This window comes from Rhizobium sp. PK7-22, assembly GCF_056530405.1.
Genome location: NZ_CP096514.1, coordinates 1,898,372 through 1,911,684, shown reverse-complemented (window position 1 = coordinate 1,911,684; position 13,313 = coordinate 1,898,372). Strand labels below are relative to the sequence as shown.

11 protein-coding genes and 1 tRNA gene are annotated in these 13,313 nt (G+C 62.1%); 3 read left to right on the top strand and 9 right to left on the bottom strand.

All coding sequences use genetic code 11. The features are described from left to right. Window positions 1-133: 133 nt before the first annotated feature. Complete coding sequence (locus M1E10_RS14035) at window positions 134-709, top strand: LabA-like NYN domain-containing protein (RefSeq protein WP_499177046.1); 576 nt, start codon at window positions 134-136, stop codon at window positions 707-709. Between the two features lie 16 nt (window positions 710-725). On the opposite strand, the gene M1E10_RS14030 is transcribed toward M1E10_RS14035, so the two are convergent. The 4 genes from M1E10_RS14030 to dapA form a co-directional block, all read right to left on the bottom strand. Next, window positions 726-1,682, bottom strand: a complete 957-nt coding sequence (locus tag M1E10_RS14030) for a lysylphosphatidylglycerol synthase transmembrane domain-containing protein (RefSeq protein ID WP_499177045.1) — start codon at window positions 1,680-1,682, stop codon at window positions 726-728. 68 nt (window positions 1,683-1,750) lie between these two features. Further along, complete coding sequence (locus M1E10_RS14025) at window positions 1,751-2,116, bottom strand: hypothetical protein (RefSeq protein ID WP_499177044.1); 366 nt, start codon at window positions 2,114-2,116, stop codon at window positions 1,751-1,753. 3 nt (window positions 2,117-2,119) lie between these two features. After that, window positions 2,120-2,596 (bottom strand): SsrA-binding protein, encoded by a 477-nt coding sequence (smpB, locus tag M1E10_RS14020; protein ID WP_499177043.1) that lies wholly within the window; start codon window positions 2,594-2,596, stop codon window positions 2,120-2,122. A 109-nt stretch (window positions 2,597-2,705) separates the two neighbouring features. Continuing rightward, window positions 2,706-3,590 (bottom strand): 4-hydroxy-tetrahydrodipicolinate synthase family protein, encoded by an 885-nt coding sequence (gene dapA / locus M1E10_RS14015; RefSeq protein WP_499177042.1) that lies wholly within the window; start codon window positions 3,588-3,590, stop codon window positions 2,706-2,708. Between the two features lie 224 nt (window positions 3,591-3,814). Between dapA and M1E10_RS14010 the strand changes: the two genes are divergently transcribed. Continuing rightward, complete coding sequence (locus M1E10_RS14010) at window positions 3,815-5,878, top strand: lytic transglycosylase domain-containing protein (RefSeq protein WP_499177041.1); 2,064 nt, start codon at window positions 3,815-3,817, stop codon at window positions 5,876-5,878. Between the two features lie 137 nt (window positions 5,879-6,015). On the opposite strand, the gene M1E10_RS14005 is transcribed toward M1E10_RS14010, so the two are convergent. Continuing rightward, a complete protein-coding gene (locus tag M1E10_RS14005; RefSeq protein WP_499177040.1) occupies window positions 6,016-7,062 on the bottom strand; it encodes a porin in 1,047 nt (348 codons plus the stop codon). A gap of 173 nt (window positions 7,063-7,235) precedes the next feature. Further along, on the bottom strand, window positions 7,236-8,318 hold the full coding sequence (locus tag M1E10_RS14000) for a porin (protein WP_499177039.1): 1,083 nt from the start codon (window positions 8,316-8,318) through the stop codon (window positions 7,236-7,238). A 1,248-nt stretch (window positions 8,319-9,566) separates the two neighbouring features. On the opposite strand from M1E10_RS14000, the gene M1E10_RS13995 reads away from it, so the two are divergent. Beyond that, entirely contained in the window at window positions 9,567-11,375 is a 1,809-nt protein-coding gene (locus M1E10_RS13995) for a glycoside hydrolase family 15 protein (RefSeq protein ID WP_499177038.1), read from the top strand. A gap of 39 nt (window positions 11,376-11,414) precedes the next feature. Here the strand turns inward: M1E10_RS13995 and M1E10_RS13990 are convergent, their stop codons facing one another. From M1E10_RS13990 to M1E10_RS13980, 3 genes are all read right to left on the bottom strand, one after another. Next, on the bottom strand, window positions 11,415-12,002 hold the full coding sequence (locus M1E10_RS13990) for an exopolysaccharide biosynthesis protein (protein WP_499177037.1): 588 nt from the start codon (window positions 12,000-12,002) through the stop codon (window positions 11,415-11,417). 312 nt (window positions 12,003-12,314) lie between these two features. Next, a tRNA-Ser gene (locus tag M1E10_RS13985) sits at window positions 12,315-12,404 on the bottom strand. Window positions 12,405-12,504: 100 nt separating this feature from the next. Next, window positions 12,505-13,305 (bottom strand): aldolase/citrate lyase/malate synthase family protein, encoded by an 801-nt coding sequence (locus M1E10_RS13980; protein WP_499177036.1) that lies wholly within the window; start codon window positions 13,303-13,305, stop codon window positions 12,505-12,507. Window positions 13,306-13,313: the final 8 nt, after the last annotated feature.

The following is a 13,313-nucleotide window of genomic DNA, read 5'->3' as shown; positions in this document are numbered from 1 at the left end:
ATCGTACCATAAATGCGACTACATGACCGATCGGTAATGTAAAAATGGCTTTTTAGCGTGGCGATTCAGGTCCGGGAGGCCTGCCGGCGCCAGTCCTGCTCAGCAGGATATTATAATGTAGGGATGGAGAAACATGTTCGACCCAAGAGAAAAAATCGCCCTTTTCATAGATGGAGCAAACCTCTACGCCGCTTCCAAGAGCCTCGGCTTCGACATCGATTACCGCAAGCTGCTCACGTCATTCCAGAAGCGCGGTTATCTGCTGAGGGCCTATTACTATACGGCTTTGATAGAGGATCAGGAGTACTCATCGATCCGCCCGCTGATCGATTGGCTGGACTACAACGGCTACAAGGTCGTCACAAAGCCGGCCAAGGAATTCACCGATTCCATGGGACGCCGCAAGATCAAGGGCAATATGGACATCGAACTGGCGATCGACGCCATGGAGCAATGCCATACGGCGGATCACCTGGTGATCTTTTCCGGCGATGGCGACTTCACCACGCTCGTGGAAGCGCTTCAACGCAAGGGCCGCAAGGTCTCGGTGGTCTCGACCATGGCGACCCAGCCGCCGATGATTGCCGACGACTTGCGCCGCCAGGCCGACCACTTCATCGACCTCGTGTCGTTGAAGGGCGAAATCGGTCGGGATCCGTCGGAGCGTCCGCCTCGTCCGACCGAACCGGTGGAAGCCGCCGGAAGCTAGCTTGCGCGGCGGTTGTTCAGCCCGCCTTCCCCGCCTCTGCGACAGCGGGCGGGGAATGGTTCTTGCGGCTTCTGAACACCGCCTCCGTCACCAGAGCGAGCGGTATGCCGACCGCCAGCGGAATGAAGAAGTAGATCACGCGGAATGCCACAAGCGAGCCGATGGAGGCCTGATCGCCCATCACGTGACGGACAGTTGCCTCCAGGACACCGAGGCCGCCGGGTGCATGGCTGACGATAATGGCGACATTGGCGAGGACATAGGCCGTCGCCGCCTTCAGATAGCTCACGTCTCCGCCGGCGCTCATCAGTTCGCGAAGGGCTGCCGCCACGAGCGCAAAGTTCAGCGTGCCGATGACCACCTGCGCCAGAGCGAGGCGAAGCTTCGGCATCTTGAACGTCCATTTGCGGATGCGGACCGGGGCGCGGGCAAATTTTGCCAGGGCGAGATAGCCCGCCACCAACAGGATGCAGAGCACCCCGATGCCGACGATGGCGGGTTCACCGATCCGCAAGACTTCGGCGCCATCACCTGGATTGATGATCATGATGATGCCCGTCAACATCAAAAGCCCGATGGCCACCGTGATGCCAGACAACAGCACGATCTTGGTAACATCTTCGGTGTTCATTCCCCAGTGGGCATAATAGCGGTAGCGAAGGCCGCCGCTGCTGAGGCCCGCCAAGCCGACGCTCTGGCCGATGCCAAGGCTTATGAAAGAGGCAAGGCCGATCTTCGGATAACTGAGATCGTTGTCGACATAGCGCACGCCACACCAGTCAAACCCGGTGAGGCAGACGTAGGACGCCGCCGTGAACGCAAGGGCCATGACCAGGTTATAGGTGGGAATTTCAGAGACCGACGTCGTGATGTCCGACCAGGTATATTCGCTGAACACATTCCAGAGAAGATAGGTCGCAAGGACAAGGCCGAGGACGAGAAGCCCATAGGCCAGGATTTTTTTTCGATTCATGTCCGGCTCGCGCGAGAGTGTCGGCTTTAACGCAAATCTACAGTTGTTGTTCCTGTTGCCTCACCGTGTCACAGACGCTGGAGAACGGCTGCGAAGGCAGGATCCTGCGGATTGTAACCGGCTGCCGCACCGGCGAAACAGTGATCCGTTGCCGCCAAAGCCTGGATCCTGTCGACGTGGAAGAGACGCCAGCCGGCACCTGTTCCGGAAAGCTGCCAGGCACTCAGCGCCGGTTTGCCGTGGCTGTCGAATCCGAGGATATGCGGCTCGACCACCCGGACCACGTCCTTGTAGGTAAGGGCGAGCCGGAACCTGCCGACGATTGCAGCATCAATGATCCTGAGTGTCTGACGGCGGTGGGGCATCTCCCAGAACGGTCGAATGCGCCAAAGGTTCGTCTGCCCTGACTGCCGAGCAGACAGGGCTGCGGTCACGAGCTAGTTGCTCTTCAGGAGCCTGCTCTTCTGCCGGTTCCAGTCGCGTTCCTTCTCCGTCTCGCGTTTGTCGTGCAGCTTCTTGCCCTTGGCGAGCGCCAGTTCGAGCTTTGCCCTGCCCTTTTCGTTGAAGTAGATCTTCAACGGCACGAGCGTCATGCCTTCACGGTTGATCCCGACGCGCATCCGGTTGATCTCGCGCTTGCTCAGAAGCAGCTTGCGACGGCGGCGCGGTTCATGATTGAAGCGGTTTGCCTGCAGGTATTCAGGCAGATGCGAGTTGATGAGCCAGATCTCCGCACCTTCATCGGAGGCGTAGGATTCAGCGATGTTAGCCTTGCCTTCGCGCAGGGACTTGACCTCGGTGCCCGTCAAAACGATCCCGGCCTCATAGGTATCGAGGATCTCGTAGTTGTAGCGGGCCTTGCGGTTCTCCGCGACAATCTTGTTTACCGTGCGTTGGCTGCCTTTGGGGGCCATGTCTGATCCGTACCCTTCGTTTTTCTGTTCTCTCCCCACCCACGGGCGCTGGGCGAGGTTTCCCCTATGTAAGGTGGCGCCGCCGCAAAGGAAAGCGGCAGCCGTCTTTCTAGTTCAGCAGGCCGGCGTGCCGGAGCGCCGCGTCGAGCGCAGTCTCGGTCGCAGGCTCCAGCGTCGACATCAGCGGCGACCGCACCGCCCGGCTCATGCCTCTGGTCTTCCACAGGCCGTACTTTGCGCCACAGACGCCCGGTTCCAGGAAGATCGCCTTGTGCAGCGGCATCAGCCGATCCTGGTAGTCAAGCGCCTTGGCGTAATCGCCGGCAAGCGTGGCCGCCTGAAACTCGGCACAGAGCCGCGGTGCGACATTGGCGGTGACGGAAATGCAACCGACGCCGCCATGGGCGTTGAAGCCGAGTGCTGTGGCATCCTCGCCGGATAGCTGGATGAAGTCCTTGCCGCAGGTGATCCGCTGCTCGGAGACGCGCTCGATCTTCCCGGTTGCATCCTTGACGCCCGCGATATTGGCATGCGCCTTGACCAGTGCCCCCATCGTCTCCGGAGTCATGTCGATGACCGACCGGCCCGGGATATTGTAGATGATGATCGGCAGCGACACGGCGCTCGCAATGGCCGAGAAATGCGCAAACAGCCCCTTCTGGGTCGGCTTGTTGTAGTAAGGGGTCACCACCAGCAACGCGTCGGCGCCGGCCTTCTCTGCATGGGTTGCAAGCTCGATAGCTTCCCGCGTGTTGTTGGAGCCCGCACCGGCGATGACCGGAACGCGCTTCGCCGCCAGTTCGATGCAGAGCTCCACGACCCGCATGTGTTCCGCATGCGACAGCGTCGGCGATTCTCCCGTCGTGCCGACCGGCACCAATCCGCTGCTGCCCTCGGCGATCTGCCACTCCACGTGAGCGGCGAATGCCTGCTCATCAATTGCGCCATCGGCAGTAAAGGGGGTGACGAGCGCGGGCATGGATCCCTTGAACATGCAATACTCCTGGCAGGCGGAAGTCCACGCTTCGGCCGCATTCCGTGACTAAGGTGGCGCACAATAGAGCGGTGGGAATGCAACGACAAGCGGATGCTGTCGCGATTTCGTCATAGAGCCGACAGTGCCGAAAATGGCGCATTTTCATGAATCTGGTAAGCTTCCGTTAACTTGCGAAGCAGCTAATAAATATGAGGTTGTCTATTCTTGTCGCGAGTCGCCGGATGAAAAAGCCTGTGCTGCTGCTGACTGCTCTCGTGCTGGGCCTTTCGGGTGGCTGGCCGAATGCCACGCCTCTGCCCGAAGGCGCCACTCCGCTTCCCTATGCCAAGCCGGACAGCCCCACCGCGGCTTCCTTCCCAATGCCGCTGACGACGCAATCGATCCCGCGAAGCGGTCGACTGACACCGGCGCCGGTGCTGAAATCCGGCCTGGACGCCTTGTCCGATGGCAATGCCGGCCGTGCCATCCTGATCCGCAACGGCCTGCCGCACGGTTCGCTCGAACGCCAGATCCTGACCTGGGCAATCGCCACGTCCGGAACATTCGGCGTACCATCCGCTGAAATCGCTGCTGCCGAGGCGGAACTGTCCGGCTGGCCGGGGCTCGACGGGCTGCGGGCGCAGTCGGAGCGGGCGCTGTTCCTCGAGAACCCGAAGGCGGAGACGGTCATCGCGGCGTTCGAACGCGCGCCGCCACAGACGGCAGAGGGAACCTTCGTCTTTGCCCGCGCCCTGCGCGAAACGGGCAAGCAGGACGACGCCGTCGCGATGATCCGACAGCTCTGGGCCTCGGATGCGCTCGACACGGCGCTCGAGAGCCGGATCCTGAAGGACTACGGGTCCGTGCTGAAACCGGCCGATCACAAAGGGCGCATGGACTACCTGATGTACCGCAGCCGGGTGACGCAGGCGAAACGCTTTGCCGATCTTGGGGAAGCGCAGTCTCTCTACAAGGCCTGGAGCGCGGTGATCCGGGAAGCGAAGAATGCCGACGCGCTGGTGAAGGCTGTCGATACCTCCTGGGCCAAGGATCCCGCCTACCTGTTCATCCAGATCGAACAGTTGCGCCGCAAGGACCAATACGAAGACGCTGCGGCTCTGCTCAAGAAGGTGCCGCAGGATGCTGCGCAACTGATCAACCCCTCCGAATGGTGGAACGAGCGGCGTATCGTGGCGCGCGGACTGGCGGACCAGGGCGACTATCGGGCGGCCTACGAGATTGTTTCTGCCTACCGTGGCTCCCGGCCTGCCGACATTGTCGACGCGGAGTTTCACGCCGGATGGTATGCGCTGCGGCATCTGGATGATCCGGCGAGCGCCGAGCGCCACTTCCGCGAGATCGAGAAGGTATCGAACGGACCGATCTCGTCGGCGCGCGCCCTGTACTGGCTCGGCCGGACGGCCGAGCAGGCGGGTCATGACACGGCCGATGAATTCTACAGGAAGGCGGCCGCCTATCCTGGTACCTTCTATGGCCAGCTTGCAGCCGCGAAGACCGGCAGCATGACACTGAACGTCGCCGATCCCGTGCCGAGCGACGACGACCGGCAGACTTTCCTGGGGCGTGCGCCGGTGCAGGCGATCGCTCTGCTGGAGGCTACCGGCCAACAGCGGCGGGCGGAGACCCTGCAGCGGGCTCTGGCCAAGGAGATCGAGAGCCCCGGCGAGCTGGCACTGCTGGCAAAGAAGGCTGAAGAGCGCGCGAACCACTCCCTGGCGCTGCAAATCGGCAAGACCGCCTTCGCGGAAGGCCGCGACGTCGCCGCCCTCGCCTTCCCCACCGGCGTGATACCGGCCACCGCCAATATCGCCGGTTCCGGAACGGCGCTCGCCTATTCGATCGCCCGCCAGGAGAGCGCATTCAACCCGACCGCCGTCTCGCCCGCCAATGCACGCGGCCTGCTGCAGCTTCTGCCGGGAACGGCCAAGGCGGTCGCAAAACGGCACGGTCTCTCCTACGCCCCGGCACGCTTGACAGGCGATCCCGGCTATAACGCCACCCTCGGAGCCCATTACCTCGGCGAGCAGATCGCGTCCTTCGACGGTTCCTACGTGCTGACCTTCATTGCCTATAACGCGGGGCCGCGGCGGGTGCGGGAATGGATCGAGCGCTATGGCGATCCGCGCGGCAAGCCCATCGACCAGGTTGTCGACTGGATCGAGCGCATCCCCTTCCCCGAAACCCGCAGCTATGTGCAGCGGATCATGGAGAACTACCAGGTCTACAAGACGCGGCTTGGCCAGGACACCGACATCGTGGCCGACCTGCGGTTCGGGCGACAATAGGTTCTCGGGCCTGAGACTGAGCGAGGCAACGGGAATCTGTGCTCGGGATCGCATCAACGATGACATCACCTCCCGCACAAGGAATCAAAAAAGGCCCGGCAATGCCGGGCCTTTCCTTATGGTGACAAGAGGATCTGTTAGAAGTCGCGCTGAAGGCGAACGAGGCCGCCCCAGTTTTCGGTGGAATCATCGTAGGCGACGGCGACCTTGGACGTCAGGCCATCCGTGATGGCGTAGTTCACAGTCGCACCGGCTGTCCAGTAGTCGTCACCCGAGAAGCTGCCATTCGCCGCAACCTCGGTATCCCAGAAGTACTGGAATTCGGGGATGATCTGCAGCTTTTCCGTGGCGTTGAACGCATAGGCGGCAGCAAGCGACCACTCGGCACCGCCGTAGTAGACGTTGTAACCGGACGAATAGACACCGGCGAGATAGATCTTGCCCGGGCCGACATCCGCCGAACCGATGACGCGGACAGCGCCTTCTTCATTGCCGAAGTCATAGGAGCCGAGCAGTTCGATCGCCGCCGGGCCAAGCGCCGCCTGGATGACCGCTTCGAGGCCGAGATCCTGGCCGCTGGCAGTGTTGATGTTTCCATCCGCATCGAAGGTGCCGTTAAATTCTTCGTTGCTCAGCTCATCGAGCTGGATGCCTGCGGTGAAAGCGTCACCGGTGTAGATGTATGCGATCGAGGTAAAGCGGTTGGAGCCCAGTGCGTCGAGTTCACCGGGAAGGTCGTTGGCATCCCACCAGTTAAGGTAGGTACCGGCCTTGAAGCCGCCGAGCTGAAGGTAGACTTCGTCGAAGTAGAAGTCGTCGTTGGCGCTCGCAGCCGTCGTATCGCGGCTGGTTTCACCGTGAATAGCGAGGAAGCCGGTCAGTTCACCAAGCTCGGTATCGCTCTTGGAAGTCACGGCCAGACGACCGCGTGTCCATGCGTCCCAGTCGCCGTCGTTGGCGCCGTTCACGTCATCACCGAAGTCAACCTGGAAGCGGACATAGCCGCCGACCTTGAGGCAGGTTTCAGTGCCGGGGATGTAGAAGTAGCCGGTGCCGAATGCGTCGCAAACGCGAACGTATTCCATGGGTTCAGGCTCAGCCGCGATGATGGCATCGGCAGCGTTTGCGCCGGAAACTGCTGCGAGGGCAGCAGCGGAGCCAAGGAGAAGGCTCTTGATGTTCATTGTGGGACCTCCAGTCGGGTAAGTAACAGTGTCTAAAACTTCGAGAATCAAAAAAAGCCGCCTCTGGCGACTTCAATGCAGACCCTTGCATTTCTCCCGACAGACAAACCTACATTGGGTCTGCCTTTTATTGAAAAACTCCCCCGGCAGGCCGGGGGAGTTCTGTCGTTGGATTAGAAGTTACGCTGCAGACGGACGAAACCGTCAACGTAGTCTTCACCGCCGGAACCGCGACGATTTTCGTCGTTCCAGTTCGCAGTAACCTTCATGTTCAGGCCGCTGGTGATTGCGTAATCAACAGTCAGACCTGCGCGCCAGGCGTCATCACCGGTGAAGTCGCCGGAAGCGTCGAGCGAGGTGTTCGAGAAGTACTGAACGCCGGGGGTGATGGTGAACTTGTCGGTTGCCTTGAAGGCATACGAACCAGCGATCGTCCACTCGGCAGCGTTGTAGTAAACGTTGTAACCCGTGGAGTAGATACCAGCAAGCTGAAGCGTGCCTGGGCCGATAGCTGCGGAAACGAGAGCGCGAACTGCACCTTCTTCGTTGCCGAAGTCGTACGAACCGAGAAGGTCAACCGAAGCTGCACCCAAGGAAGCCGTTACGATTGCTTCGAGACCGAGGTCCTGACCAAGCGAAACGACCGAAGGAGCGCCGCTCGTGCCACCGAAGGTGGTGACGTCAGCGTTGCTCAGCTCGTCGAGCTGGATGCCAGCGGTGAAAGCGTCGCCGGTGAAGATGTAGGCGATCGAGGTCAGACGGTTGCCGCCGAGAACGTCGGTTTCACCGTTGATGCCCTTATCCCACCAGTTCAGGTAGGTACCGGCCTTGAAGCCGCCGAGCTGCAGGTAGACTTCGTCGAAGTAGAAGTCATCATTGGAAGAGGCAGCAGTTGTGCGCTCGCTGGTGTCGCCATGGATAGCCATGAAGCCAGTCAGTTCGCCAAGCTCGGTGTCGCTCTTGGAAACAACTTCAAGACGACCGCGTGTGAACGCGTCCCAGTCGTCGCCGCCGAGTCCGGTCGTTGCAGTTCCATAGCCGCGCTCGTCTGCGTCAACCTGGAAACGAACGTAACCACCGATCTTGAGGCAGGTTTCCGTGCCTGGGATGTAGAAGTAGCCAGTGCCGAATGCGTCGCAAACGCGAACGTATTCCATGGGCTCAGGCTCAGCAGCGATGATGGCGTCGGCAGCCTGGGCGCCGGATACTGCTGCGAGGGCAGCAGCGGAGCCGAGAAGAAGGCTCTTGATGTTCATTTTTGACCTCCAGTCAAAGTTTCGTAAGGGTCTGGGTTCTTTTGCTGAAGGACAGCGTTCCCTGCCCCATCCCCGTCGATTGCTAGAAGACGGACGATCCACCGCCTCGCTTCCGAGAGTGAAAATACAAGACGGGGGATGTCATGCAATCAGGAACTTGCAGGAAGCCCCGATCCCGCCCCTGCTTACGGTGGTCCTGTTGCGGAAAGGACACAAATGTGGCGATGAGGACCGTTCAAAGTTTACAGATCATTAAGAAACGACTGGATCGGCAGGTACTTAGGCGTAGCCGGCGACGCTGCCAAACCGATGCCGACCCGGCCGGAGCGCCCGAATCGCGCCGCAAAGCCGCCTTTTCGCCAGAAAGCCCGGCTGCAGATTCGGGCAATCGATCCGAAAGGCGTCCCGTTCTCTGCCAACAGCCTTGCGAGCTGCCGAATCCGATGTGGTCCGGACGCGCCACTGGCGGCCGCCGATCACGGGCCGCAGGCAATCGCAGCGGACGCCCGTTTTGCGATTGCCGCGAAAACATCAAAGTGATTCCTCTTGATGCCGCTACTCTCGACGTTTCGGCTCGATAGACGTTGAGGCCGGATATCACTCACAGCAGGAAGACACTGTGCCCCTTTCTTTCTTTTTCCGGATCGCTCTGCTGACTGTCTTGCTGCCAGCGCTTTCGGCAGCCTCATCTAACGCGTCGGCGCAAACCGCTGTTATGCCCGACACGACGCTCGTGGTGGCCGCCACCGCCTGCGGCCCTGGCTGGTCAAGGACGGCCCGCGGCACATGCCGCAGAACCCTGCAGGAGCCCGTGCCGACCCCGCGCCGGCGACCGCCAGGACGAGAGCGGGAGTTCGCTCCGTCCGGTGGCCAGCCTCCCATCGCCCCCCGCAGTACGGCACCTCTCGAGCTCGATGGACCGCCGCCACCGCATCAGCGATGGTCCCCACCACCGCCGCCGCCGCGCTGGCAGGACACCCGACCGAGACTTCCCGGGGGGCTGTCCAATCCTGCGGGGCGCCCCTGAGACGGAGCAGGTCTTGCCCCTTTTCCCGCACGGGTCGATCCGCCCCTATATTAGGACAGGGCTATCACCCCTCGTTTCGGATCATGCAGGTAGCTGAACTGGACACCTCCGGTGCCGGCGCCACATAGACCCAAATGAACCGGCACCGACCGCGTTCTGATCTGCATGCCCGTCGCGGTCGTATCGGCAGGCAAGTCGCAAACCAGCAGGAAGCAGCAAGAATGGCATCACGGATCGAAGACTATGCGATGATTGGGGACTGCGAGACGGCGGCACTGGTCTCCCGAACGGGGTCCATCGACTGGCTGTGCTTTCCGCGATTCGATTCCGCCGCCTGCTTTGCCTCCCTTCTCGGAACGGATGAAAACGGCCACTGGTCGATCACGCCACGGCAGCCGATCCTTGAGCTGCGCCGCGCCTACGTCGAGGACACTCTTGTCCTTGAGACGGAATTCGTCACCGAAGGCGGCCGTGCGGCGATCTTCGACTTCATGCCGCCACGCGACGGCTCCGCCAATCTGGTGCGGATCATCGAAGGGCGAGAGGGCGATGTTGAGTTCGACATCGATCTCGTCATGCGCTTCGACTACGGGCGCAGCGTACCGTGGGTGACGCATGATTCGTCAGGCCGGCTGACCGCAGTGGCCGGCCCGGACCGACTGACGCTGCAAAGCCCGGTCGATCTGCGAGGAGAGGATTTTCACAGCAAGGGCAGCGTTCTTGTCTCGGCAGGGCAGCGGATTGCCTTCACCCTCACCCACAGTCCTTCGCACGAGCCGGTGCCGGCTGCCCAGGATCCGGAAGCGGCCCTGCAACAGACCGTGCTTTTCTGGCAGGATTTCGTCAGCCGCTGCCCGCCGGTCAACAGCTATACGGAGATCGTGAAAAGGTCGCTGATCACGCTGAAGGCAATGACCTATATGCCGACGGGCGGCATCGTCGCTTCGGTAACGACCTCGCTGCCGGAGGCACTCGGCGGAGAGCGCAACTGGGACTATCGCTACTGCTGGCTGCGCGACGCGACCATGACGCTGATGGCCTTCATGGATCTCGGTTACCTCGACGAGGCCGCCGCCTGGCGCGAATGGCTGATGCGGGCGGTGGCCGGCACGCCCGAGCAGATGCAGATCATGTATGGCGTGGGGGGCGAGCGGCATCTTCCGGAATGGGAGGTGGACTGGCTTGCCGGCTACGAGGGTTCGCTGCCGGTGCGGGTCGGCAATGCCGCGGCAGGGCAATTCCAGCTGGATATCTATGGTGAAGTGGCCGATGCGCTGGCGCAGGCGCGCCGGCACGGCTTGCCGCCCCATCCGCGCAGCGCTTCGCTGGCCGGCGTGCTGCTTCCCTTCCTGGAAAAGGTCTGGCGCGAACCGGACGAGGGCATCTGGGAGGTCCGCAGCGGGCGAGCCCATTTCACGCATTCGAAAGTCATGGCCTGGGTGGCCTTCGACCGGGCATCGCGGCTTGCCGAGGAATTCGGCGGAGAGGCGGAAGCCGTCCGCCGGTGGCGCCAGGTGGCCGACGAGATTCACGCCGATGTCTGCCGTAATGCCTATGACGAGGAGCTCGGCAGCTTCGTCCAGTCCTATGGTTCCAAGGCGCTCGACGCCAGCGTCCTGCAGATCCCCCTCGTCGGCTTCCTGCCGCCGGAGGATCCCCGCGTCATCTCGACCGTCGAGGCGATCGAGCGCCATCTCCTTCGCGAAGGTCTGGTGCTGCGCTATGAAACCGATGTCGCCGACGACGGCCTGCCGTCCGGCGAAGGCGCCTTCCTCGTCTGCAGCTTCTGGCTCTGCGACGCACTCGTCCTTCTGGGGCGATATGCCGATGCCAAGCGGCTCTACGAAAAGCTTGCCGGACTGTGCAACGACGTCGGTCTTCTCTCGGAGGAATACGACCCGGACGCCGGCCGCATGTTGGGCAACTTCCCGCAGGCCTTCAGCCATATCGGGCTGATCAGTACGGCCCTCAATCTGGCCCGCTTGGAAGGGCCGGCCGGGGAGCGATCGGTGCCGGTGGAAGAGTTATAGAGGCGGTGGCGGCACGCCGGGCGCAACGACCGGGAAATATCAGCCGCCGAAGCCGAAATACCAGACCGCCACCGGAACTGCCGACAGGAGAACAAGCGACAGCACCACGAGCACACCGTCGCGCGTGAGCACGCCTGCTGCAAACAGCGCAATCACTGCCGACGCAATGGAGCCGGACGTGGGGATGACCTCCATGAACGGCATGAAGAGGGTCAGCACGAGGATCAGAGAGAGCGGCAGCCATAGCCACGGCCGGTGGAACAGAAAGGTGAGCCGTGCCTTGAGGAACCGCTCGACGAACCGAACCGGTTTGCGCAACCAGCTTATCCCCTTGCAGAGCTTGGCGGTCGACATGCGGCGGCGGGTGATGAAGCCCGGAAGCCAGACGCTGTCGCGGCCGATGATCATCTGTGCCACCAGGATGAAGACGATCACGGCGACCGTCGCCGTGATGCCCGGAATGGCGCTGGCGGGCGAGGTGGAGATCAGCGAAAAGACCAGCATCAGCGAGGCGAAGGACCTGTGTCCGAGCTTCTCGATCACGTCCTGGATGGCAATGCTGTCGCCATCGGCCGACTCCTCCAGCTGATCCAGAACGTCACTGAGTGCGCGCGTTTTTTCTGCCATGCTTTCCTCAAAGATGATGTCCCGACGACCGCAAAGGATCCACCGGCTTGCGGACCTTGCCCACAACGACGCCTGAATCGAGAATCGATTTGCTGAAGGACGTCCTGTCCGTCAACGCAGCAGGCCAAAGCGGCTCCCGCATCAAATCGCCAGTTATGGGGGAAAGTTCCACCTCATCTGCTTCCCCCGCCGGATCGTCCGAGGAAGACGCTCTGGCGCCGCAGCCGGACGTGCAGCATCATAGCCTGCAAGGCAGAAGTCCGCGCCAGGCCCTGCAGATATGAGATGCTGAAATGGAAAACTTTTGGGGAATGGCGGAGAAGATGGGATTCGAACCCACGATACCCTTCCGGGTATACTCCCTTAGCAGGGGAGCGCCTTCGACCACTCGGCCACCTCTCCGTTGCGGCCTGATTAAGTCGGATGATGAGCGATTGCAAGGCCTTTTCGCCGTGCCGGGGGAATTGTCCCGCCCGAGGGTTGGCGGGGGCGGGACAGGGGGTCAGTAACCGGAAGCGCCACCGCTGCCGGGCGCGCCGCGGCCGTAGCGGCCTGCGAGTCGGCGCAGGGTGGCGGCAAATTCCGCAACGTCGGAGCCGACGGCCACGAATCGCGCACCCAGATCGATGTAGCGGAGGTTGAGAGCCTCGTTGAAGGTCAGGATGCCGGCAGCCTTGCCTGCCGCGGTGATCGTGGCGAGCGCCTTTTCGATCACCTCCTGCACCTCGGGCGCCTCGATGCGGCCGAGGTAGCCCATGTCCGCGGAGAGATCCGCCGGACCGATAAAGACGCCGTCGATCCCCTCGACCGCCGCGATGTTCTCAAGATCGGCGATGGCCGCGCGGGTTTCGGCCTGGACGAGAAGGCAGATCTCGTCGGCGGCCGTCTCGGCATAGTCAGCGACCGTGTTGAAGGCCGAGGCCCGCGCGACGGCTGCACCGACGCCTCGGATGCCGTGTGGGGGATAGCGCACAGCCTTCACCAGCGCCCTCGCCTGCTCTGCCGAATCGACCATCGGCACCAGCAGTGTGCGGGCACCGGCATCGAGCAGCTGCTTGATCATCCAGGGCTCGCCCATGGGCGGACGCACGACGGCTTCCACGGGGAATGCCGAGAGCGCCCGCAGCTGCTCGATGATGCTGCGCAGATCATTGGGACCGTGTTCGCCGTCGATCACCAGCCAGTCGAAGCCGACGGTGCCGGCGAGCTCCGCCATCAGTGCCTCGCCGGTGTTCAGCCACAGGCCGATCTGCGGCCGGCCGTCACGAAGGGCGGCCTTGAAGAGGTTTTTTGGCACGGGCATGGCGTTGT